The following is a 20,088-nucleotide window of genomic DNA, read 5'->3' on the forward strand; positions in this document are numbered from 1 at the left end:
GTTGTAATGCGCGGACCTGGGAGGGCGAGGGTGGAGTACGCACTGGTGATCTATCACGACGAGGCCGGCGAGCTGAGCCCCGCGGAGATCGACGACCACCCCCGGCACCGGGCCTGGCTCGACGAGGTGCGCCGGCGCGGGGCGTTCGCGGGCGGGCAGCGCCTGCGCCCCGGCCGCGCCGGCCGCACGGTGCGCTCCCGGGCCGGTGCCACGCTGGTCTCCGACGGGCCGTTCGTCGAGGCCCGGGAGCAGGTGGGCGGGTTCGTCCTGCTGCGCTGCGCCGACCTCGACGAGGCGACGGAGCTGGCCGCCCTGCACCCGTTCGCCGAGCTGGGCGTCATCGAGGTGAGGCCGGTCTGGAGCCAGTGACCTTCACGGTCGACGCCGCCGTGGCCGCGGCGTTCCGCCGGGAATACCGCCAGCTCGTCGGCACACTGGTCGCCCTCACCGGGGACCGGGCCCTGGCCGAGGACTGCGTGCAGGACGCGTTCGCCGCTGCGGTGCAGCGCTGGCGCGGCGAGGGCGTGCCACGCCGGCCCGGGGCCTGGCTGACGACCGTGGCGCGCAACCGGGCCGTCGACCGGCTGCGGCACGAGAGCATGGCCGCCGCCCGGCTGCGCGAGGCCGCGGTCACCCTGTCGGCGTACGACGACGCCCCGCCGGTGCCGCCGGTGATCCGCGACGCCCAGCTCCGGCTGATCTTCACCTGCTGCCATCCCGCGCTGTCGCTGACGTCGCAGGTCGCGCTGACCCTGCGTACCGTCGTGGGGTTCGGCCCGGCCGAGATCGCCCGCGCCCTCCTGGTCACGCCGGGCACCCTCGCGCAGCGGCTGGTGCGGGCCCGGCGTGGCGTCCGCGAGGCCGGCCTGCGCGGCGAGTTGCCGCCGGCCGCCGAGCTGCCCGGCCGGGCAGCGGCGGTGCGCGCGGTGCTGTACCTGCTGTTCACCGAGGGGTACGCCGCCACGGCCGGCGCGGACCTGCTGCGGCGCGGGCTGTGCGCGGAGGCCGTGCGGCTGGCCCGCCTGCTGGCCCGGCTGCTGCCCGACGACCCGGAGACCCTCGGGCTGCTCGCGCTGATGCTGTTGCACGACGCCCGGCGCGACGCCCGCACGGACGCGCACGGCGACCTGGTGCCGCTGGAGCGGCAGGACCGCCGACGGTGGGACCGGGGCCGCATCGCCGAGGGGGTGGACCTGCTGGAGCGGGCGCTGCGCCACGGGCGGCCGGGCCCCTACCAGGTGCAGGCGGCGATCGCGGCCTGCCACGCGAGCGCCCCCGACGCCGCGCGCACCGACTGGGCCCAGATCGCCGGGCTCTACGCCGAGCTGGCCGAGCTGACGCCCTCGGCCGTGGTGCTGCTCAACCGGGCGGTGGCGGTCGCGATGGCGCACGGCCCGCTGCGCGGGCTGGAGCTGCTGGAGCAGGTGGAGCGCTCCGGCGAGCTGGCCGGTCACCACCTCGTCCCGGCCGTCCGCGCCGACCTGCTGCGCCGGCTGGACCGGCGGGACGACGCGGCCGGGGCGTACCGGCGGGCGCTCGGGCTCGCCGGCAACGACGTCGAGCGCCGCTACCTGCGGGACCGCCTGGCGGAGGTGACCGGCACCTCTGCGGATCAAGCCAAATAAATCGGCAGCAAATGTATATTTCCCCGAGGGTCGCCCGTCGGTCTGACGAACCCGGTCCGGCGCCGCCGGACCCGCCCACGACGAGGGGATCAGACATGCTGCTGGAGAACAGGACGGCGATCGTCTACGGCGCCGCGGGCGCGCTGGGCAGCGCGGTGTCGCGCGCCTACGCCCGGGAGGGCGCCACCGTGTACCTGGCCGGCCACCACCTGGACCGGGTCGAGATGCTCGCCAAGGAGATCGCCGCCGACGGCGGCCGGGCGTACGCCCACCAGGTCGACGCACTCGACCCGGAGGCGGTCGACGCCCACGCGGAGCTGGTCGCCGAGCGGGCCGGGAGCATCGACGTGTCGTTCAACGCCGTCGGCCTGGACCACGTGCAGGGCGTCCCGCTGCGCGAGCTGTCCCTGGACGACTTCCTGCTGCCGATGAACACCTTCGTGCGCACCCAGTTCCTCACCACTGCGGCGGCGGCGCGGCGGATGGTGGGGCAGCGCAGCGGGGCCATCGTGGTGCTGTCGACGTCCGCCGCGCGGGCCCCCATGCCCTCGGGCGGCTTCGGCGTGGCCTGCGCCGGCATCGAGTCGCTGGCCCGGGAACTGGCCGGCGAGGTGGGCCCGTTCGGGGTGCGGGTGGTCTGCCTGCGGCCCGACGCGATCCCGGAGAGCGTGCAGCACGGCTCGTACGTCCGCGAGACGTGGCGGCGCGCGGCCGAGGCCAACGGGGCGACGCTGGAGGACATGCTCGCCGCCAAGCCGGGCATGCCGAACCCGCTGCTGGGCCGGGCGGTGACCCTGGCCGACGTGGCCGGCACCGCCGTGTACCTCGCCTCGGACCTGTCCAGCGGCCTCACCGGCTCGATCACCACCGTCGGATGCGGAGTGCTCGTCGACTGATCGCCCGCCGGCTGCCCGGGGTCGCGGTCCCCGGGCAGCCGGTGCCTCTCGACGGCGGGCGGGAAATAGAGCAAGCTCGAAGAGAGCGCCGTGCGGGTAGCGTGGAACGGGACCGGCACGGCGGGTGCCGAGGGTGCCACTGCCAGTGGTACGCATGGCAGGGAGATGGGTAGCAGGGCCGCGGCTACCTAGGGTTCGTGGTCATGGCGGAGAACCAGAGCACGTCGGAGCAGCTCAGCTCCGCGCAGAAACTTGCCCTATTCGTCCTGCTCGGCGCGCAGTTCATGCTGTCGGTCGACTTCTCGATCCTCAACGTGGCGCTGCCCCGCATGGGGGAGGGCGTCGGCCTCTCGCTGGCCGACCTGCCGTGGGTGGCCAGCGCGTACGCGCTGCCCGCCGCCGGCTTCACGCTCCTGTTCGGCCGGGTCGCCGACCTGTTCGGCCGGCGGCGGCTGTTCCTGACCGGCATCGCGCTGCTCACCGTGGCCTCGCTGCTCGGCGGCTTCGCGACCAACGCGACGATGCTGCTCAGCGCCCGCGTGCTGCAGGGCTTCGCCAACGCGATCGCCATCCCGGCCGCGATGGCGCTGCTGATCACCACCGTCTCCGACGAGCGGGCCCGCGCCCGGGTGCTCGGCCTCAACGGCGCGCTGCTCTCCGGTGGCTTCACCGTCGGCGCCCTGGTCGGCGGCAGCCTGGTCAGCGCCCTGGACTGGCGCTGGGCGTTCTGGATCAACGTGCCGGTGGCGGTCGCCATCATGGTGCTGACCCCGCTGGTGATCAAGGAGAGCGTCCGTCCCGCCGGCATCAAGCTCGACGTGCCGGGCGCCGTCACGGTCACCGCCGGCCTGCTCGCCCTGGTCTACGGCGTGAGCATGCAGAGCTGGATCGGCCTTGTCATCGGCGCGGTGCTCATCGCGGCCTTCTGGTTCGTCGAGCTGAAGGCCAAGGCGCCCCTGGTGTCGCTGACCCTGCTCAACCGGCCGAACATCAAGTGGGGCAACTACGGCGGCATCGTCGCCTTCGTGATGGCCAGCGGCGTCAACTTCGGCCTCACCCTCTACATGCAGGACGTGCTCAAGATGGCCCCGTTCACCACCGGTCTGGTGTTCGGCGGGCCGGGCCTGGTGGCCGTCGTCGCCGGCGTCATCGCCGGTCGCATGATCGGCAGGTACGGCTACCGCAACGTCCTCGCCGTCGGCCTGCTGGCGCAGGGCCTGACCACCGTCCCGCTGCTGTTGACCGGCACGTCGACCACGCCGAGCCTGGCCCTGATCGTGCCGTCGCTGTTCCTGATGTACTTCGGGCACGTCACGGCCGTCGTCGCCTACACGGTGACCGCCACCTCCGGCCTGGACGACTCGCAGCAGGGCCTGGCGACCGGCCTGGCCACCCTGGCCCAGCAGATCGCGGTCACCATCGGCATCCCGATCTTCGGGGCGCTCGTGGCCGCCCGCACGGACGTGCTGGACGGCGTCCACTTCGCCATGCAGGTGCAGATCGTGGTGATCCTGGTGTCCGTGGCGCTGATCTGGATCGGCCTGCGGGACCGGGGCGTCCCGGCCGGGCCGTCGTCGTCCGCCGCCGAGCGACAGGAGCCGGTGCCCACGGCCGAGGCGCAGCAGCCCGCGCCGGTGCCGGTGCCGCGAAAGGTCAGCGAGAACACGGTCTAGGCGCCCCCAGCGCGCCTGTCGACCGCGGTGTACGGAGCGTCGGTCCCACACCCCCCTGGGCGCTCCGTACACCGCGTGGTCGCGCCTCGGGCCGTCCGCCATCCGGCGGGCGGCCTGCGTCGCGTCGGGCGGCGGCTGTCGGGGCGCTGCCTGTCTCAGGCGGCTGGGGTGCCGGCCTGCCGGCGGTGCCGGCCTGAAGGCGCGCGGGGTCCCGCCCACAGCGGTCGGCCCCGCCTGCAGCGGTCGGTAGAGGTTGGTCCCGCCGGCGCCTACGCAGCTGAGTCAGCTACGACATCACCGGCCAGCGCAGTGCCTGTCGGCGAGCCGAGCAGCACCGGCCCGGCCCCCGGGGCACCGCGCTGGCCGGCGTGATCCGACGTGATGTCGTAGCTGACTCAGCTCCCTAGTCGGCACGCGAGTGTGCCGGAGGCGGCACGCGCCGCGTCGGGCCGCCGGCCACCGTGCCCGCTCCTGGAACGCCTCAGGCCGCGAGACCGCAGGCCCCACAGTGAGACGGGCGCCCCGCGGGGTTTCGCACCGCGGGGCGCCCGTGTCGGTGGGGACCGGTCAGGACTGCCGGAGCCAGTCGGCGAGCCGCTCACCGATCATGATGGAGGTGAGGTTGGTGTTGCAGTTGACGATCGACGGCATGACGGAGGCGTCGCAGACGTAGAGGCCCTCGGTGCCGTGCACCCGCAGCCGCTCGTCGACCACCGCGCCCTCGTCGCCGGCCGCGCCCATCCGGGCGGTGCCGACGGGGTGGTAGCCGCTGTCGAGGCTGAGCCTGACGTAGTGGCGCATCAGCTCGTCGTCGGCGACCATGTCCTCGCCGAGCACCACGAACCGCTGCCCCTGGTCGTTGATGCCCGCGGTCTGCATGAACTGCCAGCACTGGCGCACGGCGTCGACGAGGGTCTGGATGTCGCGCTCGGTGTCGAGGAAGTTGAGCACGACGTCCGGCGGGGCGGTGGGATCGGCCGACGTGAGGGTGAGCCGTCCCCGGGACTCGGGCCGCTGGTGCACGACCATCACCCCGAAGATCGTCTTCGCGGCGGCCAGCATCTGCAGCTCGGGGAAGAGCGTCAGGTCGAAGTGGTTGATCATGTAGTACTGGAGGTCGTTGAACTCCGTCGAACCCGGCGCGGTGGTCCGCAGGATCGTCTGCAGGAACGGGTCCTCGGGGCTGAAGCTCCCCTCCTGCGGCACCATGAACGCGCCGGTACGCGGGTGGTCGATCAGGTCCGCGCCCACCCCGGGCCGGTCCAGCACCACGTCGATGCCCAGCCGCCGCAGGTCACCGGCCGGGCCGATGCCCGAGCGCATGAGGATGGCGGGCGAGTTGACCGCCCCGGCGGCCAGCACGACGGTGCCGGCCTCGATCACCTCCGTGCCGCCGCCGGCCTTGGCGACCTCGACGCCGCGCGCCCGGTTGCCGGTGAACAGCACCCGGTTGACCTGGACTCCGGAGCGGATCTCCAGGTTCTCCCGGCCGCGTGCCTCGGCCAGGTACCCCATCGCGGTGGAGAACCGGTGGCTGCCCTGGCGGTTGGACGGAATGGGACCGACGCCGGTGGCCTCCGGGTGGTTGTGGTCCTCGACCTCGGGGAAGCCGGCCTTGACGCAGGCGTCGCGGAACACGTGCTGCACCGGGGTCATCTCGTCGGGCGTGAACCGGTGGATCGGGATGGGGCCGCCCTTGCCGTGGTACTCGTTGTCGAAGTCCTGGTCGTCCTCGAGCCGCTTGTAGAACGGCAGCACCTCGTCCCAGGCCCAGGCGGGGTTGCCCAGCTCGGCCCACTCGTCGAAGTTGTTCGGGGTGCCGCGCAGCGCGATGGTCGCGCCGACGGCGGAGGAGCCGCCGGTGACCTTCCCGCGCGGGAAGATGATCCGCCGCCGGTCGGTGATCTCGGCCTTGAAGTGCCAGTCGTGGCGGTCCATCGACATGGCGCTGCCATCGATCAGGTCGGTCGGCGTCTCGGCCACCGTCGCGAAGTCGGGGCCCGCCTCCAGCAGCAGCACCCGGCGGGCGGGGTCCTCACTGAGCCGGGCGGCCAGCGCGGCTCCGGCGGAGCCGGATCCGACCACCAGATAATCGATTCCGTGCATCATCGGCGTCCTTCGGTGCGTGGGGGATGGGCGATCCTGCCGGCGTGGGCGGACAGGAGTGGATGCGCTTCCATTGCGGACGTGCTCGGGACCCGTCCTGAGCATCACACCGGGGGATGCGCGTCGCTTCTCCGCCGTTGCCGTGCGCTGTCAGGCGCGGGGGGAGCGCCGCCGGCGAGCCCGGGCCAGCGAGGCGGCGGTCGCCTCGTAGTCGTCGCCCGCGCCGGCCATCAGCGAGCGCAGCTGCGCCTCGAAGCAGACGTCGGCGTCGTACGGGTCGATCAGGTAGCCGCCGAGTTCGAGGCTCACCAGCCCGTGCAGGGCGATCCACATGTTCTGCGCGACCAGCAGCGGGTCCCCGGCCCGGAACCGGCCCTGTTCGGTGGCCCGGGCCACCGCGTCGACCAGCGGCTGGAGCGTGTACTTGCCGTGCTGCCGGTCGCCTTCGGACAGGGCGAACCCGCCGAGCGCGGCGCTGCCGAACATGACCTGGTAGAGCTGCGGGTGGTCGAGGGAGTTGGCCCGGTACGCGTACCCGAGGGCCATCACGTCGGCGACCGCGTCGGAGGTGGCCCGCACGGTCGACATCCGCCGGTGCAGCCGGGCGAAGCCCTCGTGCACCATCGCCCGGACCAGGTTGTCCATCCCGCCGAAGTGCGTGTAGACGGCCGTGGTCGAGGCGCCCACGGCGGCGGCGAGGCGGCGCGTGGTGAGGCCGGCGGCGCCCTCCTCGGCCAGCAGTCGGGCCGCGGCCTCCAGCAGGGCGGTCGCCAGGGTCGGGTCGATTCGGCGCGGACTCACGTTGACATGATCTCACGCCAGGCGTACCTTCGATGAAGTAACGCTGTTACGTAACCGCGATACGCAAAGAGATCGCCCCAGCTCGTGGAGGCCGCAATGAGCGTCGTCGCCCTCGCCCCCAGGACCCCCTACCGCAACGACAACCGGCGCCCCGTCGCCACCGAGGCGACGGAGCTCGACCTGACGGTCACCGGGCGGCTGCCCGCCGAGCTGGACGGCTGCTTCGTGCGCATCGGGCCCAACCCGGTGGGCGGCGACCGGCCCGGCCACGCCCTCGTCGGCGACGGCATGGTGCACGGCGTACGCCTGCGCTCCGGCCGCGCGCTGTGGTACCGCAACCGGTGGATCCGCACCGACCGCACCACCCGAGCCCTGGGCGAGCTCGCCCTTCCCGGCCCGCGGCACGGGCTGTCCGACAACGCCAACGCCAACGTCATCCGGCACGGCGGGCGCACCCTCGCCCTCGGCGAGGCCGGCGTGCTGCCGGTCGAGCTGGACGACGAACTGGGCTCCGTGGCCCGCATCGACTTCGACGCCACCCTGCCGCACGGCTTCGCCGCCCACGCCGAGTGCGACCCGGTCACCGGCGAGCTGTTCGCCGTGGCCTACTACCACGAGCTGCCCTACGTCGAGCACCTCGTGCTGACCCCCGAGGGGCGGGTGCGCCGCAGCGAGCGCATCGAGGTCGCCGGGCCGCCGCTGATGCACTCGCTGGCGCTGACCGACCGGCACTCGGTGCTGTTCGACCTCCCGGTCACCTTCTCGCCGACGCTGGCCCGGGCGGGCTCCCGCTTCCCGTACGCGTGGCAGCGCGGGCGTGCGGCGCGGCTCGGGCTGCTGCCCCGCGAAGGGCGCGGCGCCGACGTGCGCTGGTTCGACGTCGACCCCTGCTACGTCTTCCACCCCGTCAACGCCTACGAGGTCGACGACACCTGCGTGGTCGACGTGGTGCGCCACGACCGGGTCTTCGACCGCGACCTGCACGCCCCGGGGGAGTCCGCGCCGACGCTGTGGCGCTGGACGCTGGACCTGACCCGGGGCACCGTCGCCGCCGAGCAGCTCGACGACATCCCCCAGGAGTTCCCCCGCATCGACGAGCGCCGCAAGACGATGCGGCACCGGTACGCCTACACGGTGGCCATGCAGTCCGGCGCGGGGGTGCTGGGCGGCTCGGCGCTGCTGCGCCACGACCTGCTGCGCCGGGAGGTGGCGGTGCACGACTTCGGGCCGCACCGGGAGGCCGGGGAGGCGGTGTTCGTCCCGCGCGGGCCGCTCTCGGCCGAGGACGACGGCTGGCTGTTGACGTACGTCCACGACGGGCGCACCGGCCGCAGCGACCTGGTGGTGCTCGACGCCGGCGACTTCACCGGGGAGCCGGTGGCCGTCGTGCACCTGCCCGGCCGGGTGCCCAGCGGTTTCCACGCCAACTGGATCGGCTCCTGAGCCGAGGCCCGGAGAACGGACGGGTTTCCGACAGCACCTGGGCAATCTGGAGGAACTGCGGCGCGGGTCGGGCGGTTAGCTTCGCGGCAGCCGCTGTCTCGCTTCACACGGGCCGTATGGCGATTCTCCCGCGTTTCCACTCTCCCGCGTCATTACGGAAGGTGCAAAAGATGTCCCAACCCCTCTCCACCGCTGCTCCGTCCTCGGGGCTGCTCGGCCGGCTCAACGGGGCCCACCACCGGGCCGCCCTCAACGTCTTCCTCTTCGTCGTGCTGGCGCACTGGGCCGAGCACCTGGTCCAGGCGTACCAGATCTGGGTCCTGGGGATGCCCCGGCCGAAGGCGCGGGGGGTGCTCGGGCAGTTCTACCCGTGGCTGGTCTCCTCCGAGTGGCTGCACTACGGCTACGCCATCGTGATGCTGGTCTTCCTCTTCGCGCTGCGCCGGGGCTTCGTCGGCCGCGCCCGCACCTGGTGGACCGTGGCGCTGGCCATCCAGTTCTGGCACCACATCGAGCACTTCCTGCTGCTGTGGCAGGTGCAGTCCGGCACCATGTTCTTCGGCCAGAAGGTGCCGACCAGCATCCTGCAGCTCGTGCTGCCGCGGGTGGAGCTGCACCTGTTCTACAACTCCGTGGTCTTCATCCCCATGGTGATCGCGATGTACCTGCACCTGCGGCCGAACCGGCAGGAGCAGGAGCTGATGACGTGCAGCTGCGTCGGGCACCGCGTCGCCGGCCGGTCCCTCGCCCCCCATGCCGCGTGAGCTGAGCCGCCCGTCCGGTGGCCGCCGCCGGGCGGCGGCCACCGCCGTGGCGGCGGCGGTCGCCGGGCTGCTCGCGCTCACCCCCGGTGCGGCCCGGGCCGCCGATGGCCCGGTCTCCGCCGAACCGTCGGCCGGCGCGGTGCTCACCACCGCGCCGGCCGAGGTGACCCTGGGCTTCGACGCCGAGGTCGACGAGGGACAGTCGCACGTCGCGGTGCTCGACGCCACCGGCGGGCGGCTCACCGACGCCGAGCCGACCCGCGTCGGCTCCACCCGGCTGCGGCTGCCGCTGCGCATCGACGGCGCCGGCGACTACACCGTGGCCTACCACGTCACCTTCGCCGACGGCACGACCAGCACCGGGGCGTACCGGTTCAGCGCGGGCACCGGCGTCGCGCCGGCCCCCCTGGACGACGCGGCGCGCCAGGCCAGCACGAATGTGGTGGTCGACGCGCACGGGCACGGCATCGACGGCTTCAGCGCCTTCCTGCTGTTCGTCGACGGCGTGGTGCTGGTCGTGGTCGTCGCCCTGCTGTGGCTGCGCCCGCGCGGCGGGCGGGCGCGGTCCCTGCGTATCGACGAATCCCGGGCCTGACGGGCGAGGGCACGTGACGGCACCCCGGGCAACGCGCAGCGGCGCCGACGAGATCCGTCGGCGCCGCTCGTGCGGGCGGTCAGGGGATGGGGAAGAACGCGCGGACGAACTTCTCCCACCCGCGCTCACCGATCATCGCCCGCATCTTCGGCAGCAGGCGCGGCGGCATGCCGAGCCGGTAGCGGATGCGCGGGTTCGGGGTGGACACCGCCGTCTCCAGGACCTTGGCGACGTTCTCGGCGCGGACGGCGATCTTGCCGCGCAGCGGCGGGTTGTCGCTGAGCCGGTACGCCTGGTGCCAGTCGACGAAGTGCTCCCAGAAGTCCCGGTACAGGGCGGGGTTGTCGTGGGTGTCCATGCCCAGGTCGGCGACGCTGTCGGGGACGAAGCCGCCCAGGATGGGCGCCGGCTGGAGCACCACCACCTTGATGCCGAACGGGGCGACCTCCAGGCGCAGCGAGTCGCTGATGGCCTCCAACGCGTGCTTGGTGGCCTGGTAGTAGCCCCGGCCCGGGGTGGCGAACATGCCGAAGATCGACGACATCATGATGATCCGGCCGCCGCCCTGCTCCCGCATGCCGGGCAGGACCAGCTGGGTGAGCCGGCACAGCCCGAAGACGTTCGTCTCGAACTGGGCGCGGACCTCGTCCATCGGGGTCTCGCCGATGGTGCCGTTGAGGCTGTACGCGGCGTTGTTGATCAGCGTGCCGACCGCGCCGTGCTCGTCGGTGATCCGCTTGACCGCGGCGGTCATCGACTCCTCGTCGTTGACGTCGAGGTAGAGCACCGTGATGCCCTCGTCGGCCAGGTCGGCCAGGGCCTCCACGTTGCGTCCGGTGGCGTAGACCGGCCAGCCGGCCCGGTGCAGCCGCAGCGCGGTGGCCTTGCCGCTGCCCGAGGACATGCCGGTGCCCGACGAGGCCCCGGTCAGCAGGATGGCGCGTGACTGGGTCATGATGGCGTCCCTTCCCGGCCGCGGGTCACTCGTCGCCCAGCCGCGCGATGCGGCTGCGGTCGACCGAGGAGCCCAGTCCGGTGGCGTCGACCAGCCGGTTGATGAACGCGAACAGGCAGGCGCAGAAGACCGCCTCGAGCATCTCGGCGTCGCTCCAGCCGGCGGCGGCGGCCTGCTCCCAGTCCGCGTCGGTGATCTTGTACGCGCCGGTGCTCACCTTCGTCACCAGCCGCATGAGCGGCATGGTGCGCTCGTCGACGGGCAGGTCCTCGACGCTGTCGGCGTCCGACACCGCCTCCAGCAGTTCGTCGCTGCCGCCGAACTGGCTCAGGAACCAGCTGTGCGTCCCGACGCAGTACGGGCAGCCGTTCAGCTTGGACGTCCAGGCCGAGATCAGCTCCTTGAGCTGCCGGGGCAGGGTGTCCCCGCCGAAGATGCCGCCGTAGCCGGCGAGCACCACCGCGAGCAGCCGCGGATTGGTGGAGGTGAGCCGGAACATGTCGGGCACGAATGGCAGACCGGTGACCGCCTTGATTTCTTCGTAGAGCTCGGCGGTGCGGCCCTGCGCCTGATCCTCGTCAATCATCGGGACTCTGATTCCCGGCTGTCTCGTCGTCGTTTCCATGAGCCATCTCCTCGTTGCTCGGGCGATCTGAGGCCAGGCGGACGACGGTGCGTTCCACGACGAAGTATGGCCGCTGTCGGTGCTGGCCGCAGCAATCTCCGACGGGGCTGCGGGGCGACACGGAAACGCTGGCGACGGCGGTCGGGCAGCGATTCCGCTGGCCCATGATGGCACGTCGTCGCTGCTGGAGTGCTCTCCCAGATTGCCTACTGCGGGAACTGTCCTGCGGTTGAACCGACGGCGCGGTTGGACCGTACTGCCTACTGGCTGAAGGCACTTTTCGCCGATAACCTGTTTTCAATTCACAGAGACGGATGAGGTACGTGATGCCGGCAAGTGTTCTACGACCGGTGCTGGGCGCTCTCGGGTTGACGCAGATCCGATACGTCGACGCGGTGCGTCGGGGGCGGGCCAGTGGTCTGGTGGCCGAGGTGTACAGGCAGGTGGAAAGGGACTTCGGTGTGCTGGCCCCACCGATGGCCCTGCACGCCCCGGCGCCGGAGGTGCTGGCCGCCGCGTGGCTGCTGCTGCGGGAGACGATGGTCGTCCCCGGGGCCGCCTCGCGCGCGGCCAAGGAGGCGGTGGCGACCGCGGTCTCCCTGGGCAACACCTGCCCCTACTGCGCGACCATCCACAACAACGCGTTGGGTCTGCTCACCGGCGTCGGTGTGGGCGTCGGCGTGGACGGCCGTACCCGGCCCGACCCGGGGTCCGGCGCGGGCGCGGCGGAGCTGGAGGGGATCGTCGGCTGGGCGATGCCGGCCGGCGGGAACCCGCCGCAGCCGCCGCCGTTCCCCGCCGCCCAGACGCCGGAGCTGGTCGGGGTGGCGGTGCTGCTGCACTACCTCAACCGGGTGGTGAACGTGTTCCTGCGCGACGTGCCGCTGCCGCCCGGGGTGCCGGAGATGGCGCTGCCCATGGTGCTGCGGGTGCTCGGCTGGGCCATGATGAGCGCGTCGCGGCGCCCGCACGGGCCGGGTCTCTCGCTGGACCTGCTGCCCGCCGCGTCGCTGCCGGCGGACCTGTCCTGGGCGGCCGGCAGCCCGACGATCGCGGAGGCGTTCGGCCGGTCCTGCGCCGCGATCGAGGAGGCGGGCCGGCGCTCGGTGCCCGAGGCGGTCCGCGACCTGGTGCTGGTCAACCTGGTCGGCTGGCACGGCGGTCCGCGGGGGATCAGCCGGGCCTGGGTGGAGGGGTTGGTCGAAGGGCTGCCCGAACCCCAGCGGCCCGTCGCCCGGCTGGCCCTGCTGGTCGCCTTCGCGTCCTACCAGGTGGACGCGACGGTCGTGCGCGGCTGCCGGCTGGCCGGCCTGGACGACCGGGCGCTGGTCGAGGTCTCCGCCTGGTCGGCCATGACCGCGGCCCGTTGGCTGGGTGGCCAGCTCACGGCCCCGCGGTGATCAACTGCGGACAGGGCTGGCATCGCCGACCAATTCGGATAATCGCTGCGTCTGTCAGATTAAATCGCCTCGCCGCCTCTGGGAACATTCGAAAGTTCCGTATTGATTGATCTCCATGCATGGTATCGTCCTACTCCATCCGGACCACTTAGGACACTCACAGTAAGCGCGGCCCGATGTGTTTCGGTCCGCACTGGCGCCACCCGGCAAGGCCGGTGGACTGGCATTTCTCCACAATTCAAGCCGGGTGATCGAACACCTGTTCCGTCACGGTGCGACAACGAAGTCGTGGCGACCCAGGACAGGGCAACGTCGCCGGTCGCGGGGGACCCCCGCGACCGGCGGCACCATACCCGGGCAGGTTGTGCCCGGATGTGGCCGGAGTGTCCCCAACGTGTTCACCGAATGGAGTGATTGGCCGTGCACAACGCCGTCGAAAGAGCCATCTCGATCATGTGGGATCGTTACCACGAACCTCTGTCACTCGATGCAATGGCCGATTCGGCCTTTCTCAGCCGCTTTTACTTCTCTCGGCTGTTCCGGTCCAAGACGGGCACTTCGCCGGGCCGTTTCCTGACCGCGATCCGGCTCTACAAGGCCAAGAACCTGCTGCTCGAGACCGACATGAGCGTCACCGACATCGCCTACGCCGTCGGCTACAACAGCCTGGGCACCTTCATCAGCCGGTTCACCCGCAGCGTGGGCATCTCGCCGGCCCGCTACCGCTGGCTCGCCGAGAACGGCATCCCGCAGCTCTCCCGCACCCGCACGGCCGGCCCGCGCCGCCGGGCCACCATCTCCGGACGCCTCGTCCTGCCCCCGGTCGACGTGCCGGTCAAGGTGTACGTCGGTGTCTTCGACAGCCCCATCGTGCAGGGCCTGCCCGCCTCCTGCGACATCCTGGAGGCCTCCGGCGAGTACGTGCTGCGCGACGTGCCGGAGGGCGAGTGGTACCTGCGCGCCGCGGCGATCGCGCTCGGTGACATCGCGGCCCGGCCGTCCATGCGCCGCCCCCTCGCCGTCGGCGCGTACGACGCGCTCACCGTTGGCTCCGGCGTCAACCTCACGGTGGACCTGGAGCTGCACCACACCGGCGTGTTCGACCTGCCCATCCTGATCGCGCTGCCCGAGCTGGACAGCACCGACCCGGCCGCCCGCAACCGCCGCGGCTTCGCCCGCAACGACCGGCGTACCGCCCGGCCGTCACGGGTGCTGCACCGGGCCAAGTCGTGACCGCCGCCCCCGGGCGGCGGCGACCCCCGACCCCGGGCCCCGGCCCGGCGCGACGGGGCCGCGGATCGGGCGGCACGGCCGCCATCGGGGGATGAGGGCGCGCGCCGAACGGGACCCGGCGATGCGCCCAGATCGATCCCGATTGCAAGAAGGCGGCGGGCCGGTGCCCCGGGGCACCGGCCGGCAGCCGACAGCGGTACGGCAGGCTCAGCCCCCGGCGCCGGCGACGGGCGACTCCGGCACCCGGAACGGCCCCCAGGTGAACGCCGGCAGCCAGCGCCCCGGATCGGCGCTCCACCGCAGCGACCGGATCTGCGCCGCGCTGCGCCGACCGGCCAGCGCCAGATAGACCTCGTGCCAGGGGCCGGCCACGGTCGCCGTCGGCTCGCCCGTCCCCGCCACCGCGTCGCCGTGCTCGGTCCGCACCGTCAGCGGCGGCAGGCCGTGGCCGTCGAGCGAGGCGGACAACCCCTTCAGCAGGACGCCGGAGGCCACCGGCAGCGCCGGGTGCGCGACCGGTGGCGCGACGCCCAGCGCCTGACGCAGGTCCAGCTCGTGGGTGAACGCGTCCATCACCAGGATGTGCCCGTCCATCGAGCCCGGGCCGGCGAGGAACCCCTCCACCGGCCCGCTCAGCCGCTCCCACTCGGCGAGCAGCTCCGGCACCCCGCCGTCGGGCGCCGGGCCGGGGACGTCGCCGGTGACCCGGCCGTGCACCCGGGCGCAGACCTCCACGAGGTGCGCGACGAGCTCCCCTACGGTCCATTCCGGACAGTGCGCCACCGGCAGCGCGTCGGCTCCGGGCGGCGCCTCGGCCAGCAGCTGCGCCGTGGCCACCCGGACCTGACGGTAGGCCGCCACGGCGGTGGTCCCGGACGGCCGGGACGGGTGCGGTTCGACGATGGTCATGATCGTGCCTCCCTGCGCGGCGGCGCCGCGGCTTCGACGGGACCCGCCGCGGACGCGGCGGGAACGACAGGTGCGCCGGCCCTGCCGGCCTGGCCGGCGGTGAGCCGCCCCGTGCGGTGCAGCCAACGCACGGTGTCGACGAGCGTCTCGCCGATCGGCCGGGGCACCGGCCCCGCCGACCGGGCCACGTCCTGTGGGCGGGCGTCGGTGGCGCAGACGTAGCAGGCCCCGTACTCGGCGGGGATGTGCCACGGCCAGACCCGCTGCACCAGGTCGGTGGCGTAGGCGAAGGGCAGCATCGCCCGGGCCGGCAGGAACAACGTGGGCAGCCGGCGGCCGGTCGCCTCGCGGACGGCCCGCACGTAGTCGCGGGTGCTCAGGTAGCGGCCCGGGCCGAGGTGCCGCCCGCCGTCCTCGCCCGGCGCGGTGGCCAGCTCCGCGAGCAGCGCGGCGGTGTCCCGGACGTCGCCGACCGGGAAGCCGCCGGTGGGCCACATCGGCATCAGGCCGCGCAGCACGTTGCGCAGCCGGGCGTTCTGGTCGCCGAGCTTCGCATCGTGCGGCCCGAGCAGGGCGGGCGGATAGGCGATCACCACCGGGTCGCCGTGCGCCTGGTGGCCCCGGGCGACCCGCTCCGCGGCGGCCTTGCTCGCCAGGTACGTCTCCCGGGCCGTGGTCGGCGGCGACTGCGGGCCCACCGTCCCGGCCGGGGACGGCTCCAGCGCGCCGAACGTCGACACGTGCACCGAGCGCCCCACCCCGAGCCGGCGGGCCGCCGCCAGCACCACCTCGGTGCCCCGGGCGTTGGTCCGCCGGGTCGCCTCGTGCGACCGGCTGTCGAACGAGTAGACCGACGCGGCGTGCACCAGCGCGTCCACGCCACGAACCGCCCGGGCGACCGCCGTCTCGTCGACGACGTCGCCGTCGACGACCTGCACCGCGTCGTCCGGCACGGACAGCGGGGACAGGGCCGGGGCGACCCGGCGCGGGTCGCGGGCCAGCACCCGCACCCGGTGCCCGGCCGCGACGAGCGCCGCCACCGTGTGCGCGCCGACGAAGCCCGTACCGCCCGTCACGAGCACCAACATCGCGAGCTCCTCTCCGCCCGCGACCGGCGCGTGCCGCGCGGCGCGACGCCGCCGCCGAGGTGGCGGGCGGCTCGATCGTGTCCCGCGTGGCGTCGGCGCACTACTCCCAGCGTGCCGTTGTCCCGGCCGCTTCGCCGCAGGTCAGAGGGCAATCGGGAAGTGGCTGCGGGCGTCGGGCGGCCGGGAGGATAGGGCAGTTGAATCGTCGAATCTGGATGAATGGGAGCAGCAGGTGGCCGGCACCATCAGGGCGCTCAGGCGCCGCGTCCTCACCCCCGACGTCAAGGAGACCCTCGTCTCCACCCGGGGGTTCCACGTCAAGAACCCGGAGTCACGCACCATCCTGGAGACGGTCGGCTCGTCGTTCCTGACCGGGCTCTCCTCGGCCGCCGGCGCCCGCCGGGTGACCGACGTCGACACCGACCTCGCCCCGCTGCCGACCCGCTTCCAGGGGTTCGCCTACGAAGGCGCGGCCATGGGCTTCGCGCTGGTCGACGCGCTCACCCCGGGCGCGCCCCGGCGCAGCGCCGAGTTCCTCGCCGGCACCGGCGACCGGCACGTCTACATGGCGTACGTCGGGATCGGCTGGGCCCTGGCGCGGCTGCCGAAGTTCCTGTGGCGGCGGGCCCTGGCGGCGGCCACCGATCCGCTGCTGCGCTGGCTCGTGCACGACGGCTACGGCTTCCACCAGGCGTACTTCCACACCGCCGAGTACGTGCACGGCCAGCGCGCGGTGACCGACTTCCCGTGGCCGCCCGAGGGCCCCACCGCGTACGCCGCCCGCGCCATCGACCAGGGCATCGGCCGGGCCACCTGGTTCGTCGCCGGCTGCGACCCGACCGTCGCCGCCGACCTGATCGACCGGTTCCCGGCGGCGCGGCACGAGGACCTCTACAGCGGGGCCGGGCTCGCCGCGACGTACGCGGGCGGGTGCACCGCCGACGAGCTGCGGCTGTTCCTGGCCCGCTCCGGCGAGCACGCCCCGTTCGTCGCCCAGGCCAGCGCGTTCGCCGCGCAGGCCCGGATCCGGGCTGGGCTGCTGGTGCCGCACACGGAGCTGGCCACGCAGGTGTTCTGCCGGGCGTCGGCCGCCGACGCGGGCCGGGTCACCGACGAGCTGATCCCCGCCGGCCCGGACGCCTCCGGCCTGCCCGCGTACGAGGTGTGGCGGCGGGCCGTGGCCGCGCGGTTCCGGGCCGACGCCCGGGTGCAGCCGTGACCGCGGTCGCCGACCCCGCCCGGGTGCGCCCGCCGGGCCCCTCGCCGTGGACCGCACCGGTGCTGCTCGGGCGGATGGCCCGAAACCGCCTCGACGTCATGCGGACGGTCGCCGCCCGGCACGGCGACGCGGTGCGGCTGCCCCTGGGGCCGAAGACGCTCTGGTTCTTCAACCACCCCGACCACGCCAAGCACGTGCTGGCCGAGAACCCGGGCAACTACCACAAGGGCATCGGGCTGGTGCACGCCCGCCGCACCCTCGGCGACGGCCTGCTCACCAGCGAGGGCGAGCTGTGGACCAAGCAGCGCAAGGTGATCCAGCCGGTGTTCCAGGCCCGCCGCATCGCCCGCCAGGCCGACGCGGTCGCCGAGGAGTCGGTGCGGATGGCCGCCCGGCTGCAACGCGCCGTCGGCGCCGGCCCGGTGGACATCCGCCACGAGATGACCGAGCTGACCCTCGGCGTGCTGGGCCGTACGCTGCTCGACGCCGACCTCGGCGAGTTCGGCGGCATCGGCGCGGCGTTCGAGGCGGTGCAGGACCAGGCGATCTTCGAGATGATGTCGCTGGGCGCCGTGCCGCCGTGGGTGCCGTTGCCCCGGCAGCGGCGCTTCCGCCGGGCGCGCGCCGAGCTGCAGGAGATCGTCGACCGGCTGGTGGCGCACCGGCGGGCCCAGCCCGGCGGGATCGCCGGCCGCGACGACGTGGTGTCCCGGCTGATCGAGTCGACCAGCCGGGAGACCGACCCCCGGGTGGCCCGGCAGCGGATGCGCGACGAGCTGGTCACCCTGCTGCTGGCCGGGCACGAGACCACCGCCAGCACCCTGACCTGGACGTTCTATCTGCTCGACCGGCACCACGAGGTGTGGGAGCGGATGCACGCCGAGGCCGTCGAGGTGCTCGGCGACCGCAACCCGACGTACGAGGACCTGCACCGGCTGCGGTACACCGCGATGGTGGTCGACGAGGTGATGCGGCTGTACCCGCCGGTGTGGCTGCTGCCCCGCATCGCCCAGGGCGACGACGTCGTGGGCGGCTGGCACGTGCCCGCCGGCGCGGACGTGGTGCTCTGCCCGTACACCCTGCACCGGCACCCGGAGTTCTGGCCCGACCCGGACCGCTTCGACCCGGACCGCTTCGACCCCGACCGGCGCGCAGACCGGCCGCGGTACGCCTACATCCCGTTCGGCGCCGGCCCACGCTTCTGCGTCGGCAACAACCTCGGGCTGATGGAGGCGGTGTTCGTCCTCGCCTGCGTGACCCGGCAGCTGCGGCTGTCGCTGCAGCCCGGCTACCCGGTGGTGCCGGAGCCGATGCTGACCCTGCGGGTCCGTGGCGGCCTGCCGATGCACGTCCACGAGGCCTGACCCGCCTGCCCGGCGAACCTGGCGCAACCGGTGCTCCCCGGCCGGTTGCGCCTCGCCGTGTGCCCAGCCCTCGCCGGACCCCAGCCCCCGCCGGACCCCAGGACCCCGCCAAACCCCAGCCCCCGCCGGACTCCAGCACTCGTAGGGGCTCTACCGCGCCCCCGTCAGGCCCTGCCGCCCTCTGTGGAGCTGCCCCGGCAGCGAGCCCGGCGACGGCAGTCGGCGACGGCCAACGGCCAACGGCCAACGACGATGGCGGCAGCGGCGGACGGCGACACGGCGACGGCCGGGCGACCACGCGGGGTGCGTGGCCGCCCGGCCGTCGGGTGGTCGGCCCTGGCTGGCGCCGGGCCGACCCGGTCAACCCTTGCCGACCTCGCAGAACCGGCCGCCGTGGAACAGCAGCGCGTCGCTGCTGTCACCCCGGCCGGTGCCGAGCACGGAGCCGAGGAAGATGGAGTGGTCGCCGCCGTCGTACACGGCCGCCAGCTTGCACTCCACCCAGGCCACGTTCCCGGACACGATCGGCGCCCCGGTGTGCGGCCCCGCCTCGCACGGCACCGTCTCGAACTCCCGCTCGTCGCGGGGCCGGCGGGAGCTGGCGAAGTAGCGCGCCAGCCCCTCCTGGCCGGCGGCCAGGATGGACACCGCGAAGGAGCCCTGCGCCAGGACGGTGTCGTGCATGACCGAGCTGCGCTTCACGCACACCAGCACCATCGCCGGGTCCAGTGACACCGAGGTGAACGCGTTCGCGGTCATGCCGTGCGGCAGGTCCCGGCCCGACGTCACCACCGTCACGCCGGTGGCGAACATCCCCATCACCGCCCGCAGCTCGGCGTGGTTGGCCGCCGTCGCCGGCGGGGGCACCGTCACCGCGCCGGAGGCCGGCCGCTGGTCCGCTCTGGTCACCGCTCAGCCCTCCCCGACGCCTTCGAGGACCTTGCGCTGGCCGCCCGCGGCGGGGGCCACCGCGTACCGCGACAGCGCCGCCCGCAGCGTGTCTGGCACCCGGGTCGGCCGGGTGTCGGTGTTCGGGCCGCGCATGCACGCGATCCGCTGCCGCCCCCGGGCCACCAGCTCCTCGAACCCGTCGCGCAGCCGCACGTAGTCGAAGGCGAAGCCGATCTGGGTCTGCGTGAGGTCCTCCAGCCGCATCCGGATCGACAGCTCGTCGAACGCGGTGATCTCGGTGAAGAACTCGCACTCGCACTTGAGGGTGAACAGCTTCAGGTCGTCGCGGATGTCCGCCAGGACCTCCGGCGCCTGGTCCCGCAGGAACATCTCCCGGCACCGGCCCTGCCAGCGCATGTAGTTGACGTAGTAGACGTTCCCGACGAGGTTGGTCTCCTCGAAACCGACCAGGTGCCGGTACTCGTAGTAGGACTCCATGAC

Annotated in this window: 19 protein-coding genes; 11 read left to right on the top strand and 8 right to left on the bottom strand. The window is 73.4% G+C overall.

Annotated features, from left to right (window positions below; translation table 11 throughout):
• Positions 1–30 precede the first annotated feature (30 nt).
• From LPA42_RS01260 to LPA42_RS01275, 4 genes are all read left to right on the top strand, one after another.
• Complete coding sequence (locus LPA42_RS01260; RefSeq protein WP_077940235.1) at positions 31–369, top strand: YciI family protein; 339 nt, start codon at positions 31–33, stop codon at positions 367–369.
• Entirely contained in the window at positions 366–1,625 is a 1,260-nt protein-coding gene (locus LPA42_RS01265) for an RNA polymerase sigma factor (RefSeq protein ID WP_077940236.1), read from the top strand. The genes LPA42_RS01260 and LPA42_RS01265 overlap by 4 nt, the downstream gene beginning before the upstream one ends.
• Positions 1,626–1,720: 95 nt before the next feature.
• Positions 1,721–2,521: an SDR family NAD(P)-dependent oxidoreductase gene (locus LPA42_RS01270; RefSeq protein WP_077940237.1), complete on the top strand. Its 801-nt coding sequence runs from the start codon at positions 1,721–1,723 to the stop codon at positions 2,519–2,521.
• Between the two features lie 203 nt (positions 2,522–2,724).
• Positions 2,725–4,194 (top strand): MFS transporter, encoded by a 1,470-nt coding sequence (locus tag LPA42_RS01275; RefSeq protein WP_077940238.1) that lies wholly within the window; start codon positions 2,725–2,727, stop codon positions 4,192–4,194.
• Between the two features lie 567 nt (positions 4,195–4,761).
• On the opposite strand, the gene LPA42_RS01280 is transcribed toward LPA42_RS01275, so the two are convergent.
• Positions 4,762–6,300, bottom strand: coding sequence for a GMC family oxidoreductase (locus LPA42_RS01280; protein ID WP_077940247.1), 1,539 nt, complete (start codon positions 6,298–6,300; stop codon positions 4,762–4,764).
• 150 nt (positions 6,301–6,450) lie between these two features.
• Positions 6,451–7,101, bottom strand: a complete 651-nt coding sequence (locus tag LPA42_RS01285) for a TetR-like C-terminal domain-containing protein (protein ID WP_077940239.1) — start codon at positions 7,099–7,101, stop codon at positions 6,451–6,453.
• Between the two features lie 96 nt (positions 7,102–7,197).
• On the opposite strand from LPA42_RS01285, the gene LPA42_RS01290 reads away from it, so the two are divergent.
• The 3 genes from LPA42_RS01290 to LPA42_RS01300 all read left to right on the top strand — a co-directional run bounded on the left by LPA42_RS01290 (position 7,198) and on the right by LPA42_RS01300 (position 9,903).
• Entirely contained in the window at positions 7,198–8,544 is a 1,347-nt protein-coding gene (locus LPA42_RS01290; protein ID WP_043969041.1) for a carotenoid oxygenase family protein, read from the top strand.
• 170 nt (positions 8,545–8,714) lie between these two features.
• A complete protein-coding gene (locus LPA42_RS01295; protein ID WP_043969043.1) occupies positions 8,715–9,308 on the top strand; it encodes a hypothetical protein in 594 nt (197 codons plus the stop codon).
• Positions 9,298–9,903, top strand: a complete 606-nt coding sequence (locus LPA42_RS01300; protein ID WP_077940240.1) for a copper resistance CopC family protein — start codon at positions 9,298–9,300, stop codon at positions 9,901–9,903. Before LPA42_RS01295 ends, LPA42_RS01300 begins: the two co-directional genes overlap by 11 nt.
• Positions 9,904–9,982: 79 nt before the next feature.
• Here LPA42_RS01300 and LPA42_RS01305 read toward each other — a convergent pair whose 3' ends face one another.
• Both LPA42_RS01305 and LPA42_RS01310 read right to left on the bottom strand, forming a co-directional pair.
• Entirely contained in the window at positions 9,983–10,858 is an 876-nt protein-coding gene (locus tag LPA42_RS01305; protein WP_043969044.1) for an SDR family NAD(P)-dependent oxidoreductase, read from the bottom strand.
• A 25-nt stretch (positions 10,859–10,883) separates the two neighbouring features.
• Positions 10,884–11,444, bottom strand: a complete 561-nt coding sequence (locus LPA42_RS01310; RefSeq protein WP_228986231.1) for a carboxymuconolactone decarboxylase family protein — start codon at positions 11,442–11,444, stop codon at positions 10,884–10,886.
• A 482-nt stretch (positions 11,445–11,926) separates the two neighbouring features.
• On the opposite strand from LPA42_RS01310, the gene LPA42_RS01315 reads away from it, so the two are divergent.
• Together LPA42_RS01315 and LPA42_RS01320 are read left to right on the top strand one after the other, a co-directional pair.
• Positions 11,927–12,883, top strand: a complete 957-nt coding sequence (locus LPA42_RS01315) for a carboxymuconolactone decarboxylase family protein (RefSeq protein ID WP_228986232.1) — start codon at positions 11,927–11,929, stop codon at positions 12,881–12,883.
• 453 nt (positions 12,884–13,336) lie between these two features.
• The gene (locus LPA42_RS01320; RefSeq protein WP_255378756.1) at positions 13,337–14,116 is read left to right on the top strand and encodes a helix-turn-helix transcriptional regulator; all 780 of its coding nucleotides are present in this window, start codon (positions 13,337–13,339) and stop codon (positions 14,114–14,116) included.
• Positions 14,117–14,323: 207 nt separating this feature from the next.
• Here LPA42_RS01320 and LPA42_RS01325 read toward each other — a convergent pair whose 3' ends face one another.
• A complete protein-coding gene (locus LPA42_RS01325) occupies positions 14,324–15,025 on the bottom strand; it encodes a maleylpyruvate isomerase family mycothiol-dependent enzyme (RefSeq protein ID WP_077940244.1) in 702 nt (233 codons plus the stop codon).
• The gene (locus LPA42_RS01330; protein WP_077940245.1) at positions 15,022–16,113 is read right to left on the bottom strand and encodes an SDR family NAD(P)-dependent oxidoreductase; all 1,092 of its coding nucleotides are present in this window, start codon (positions 16,111–16,113) and stop codon (positions 15,022–15,024) included. The genes LPA42_RS01325 and LPA42_RS01330 overlap by 4 nt, the downstream gene beginning before the upstream one ends.
• A 232-nt stretch (positions 16,114–16,345) precedes the next feature.
• On the opposite strand from LPA42_RS01330, the gene LPA42_RS01335 reads away from it, so the two are divergent.
• Positions 16,346–17,332, top strand: coding sequence for a DUF1702 family protein (locus LPA42_RS01335; protein WP_077940246.1), 987 nt, complete (start codon positions 16,346–16,348; stop codon positions 17,330–17,332).
• Between the two features lie 23 nt (positions 17,333–17,355).
• Complete coding sequence (locus LPA42_RS01340) at positions 17,356–18,696, top strand: cytochrome P450 (RefSeq protein WP_304442042.1); 1,341 nt, start codon at positions 17,356–17,358, stop codon at positions 18,694–18,696.
• A 360-nt stretch (positions 18,697–19,056) separates the two neighbouring features.
• Here the strand turns inward: LPA42_RS01340 and LPA42_RS01345 are convergent, their stop codons facing one another.
• Positions 19,057–19,515 carry a flavin reductase family protein gene (locus LPA42_RS01345; protein WP_176734413.1) on the bottom strand — a complete coding sequence of 153 codons (459 nt, stop codon included), beginning with the start codon at positions 19,513–19,515 and terminating at the stop codon, positions 19,057–19,059.
• Positions 19,516–19,608: 93 nt separating this feature from the next.
• Complete coding sequence (locus LPA42_RS01350; protein ID WP_043969052.1) at positions 19,609–20,085, bottom strand: thioesterase family protein; 477 nt, start codon at positions 20,083–20,085, stop codon at positions 19,609–19,611.
• Between the last annotated feature and the right edge of the window lie 3 nt (positions 20,086–20,088).

The sequence above is a fragment of the Micromonospora sp. DH13 genome (assembly GCF_020873825.1).
GTDB classification, from domain to species: Bacteria; Actinomycetota; Actinomycetes; order Mycobacteriales; family Micromonosporaceae; genus Micromonospora; species Micromonospora haikouensis.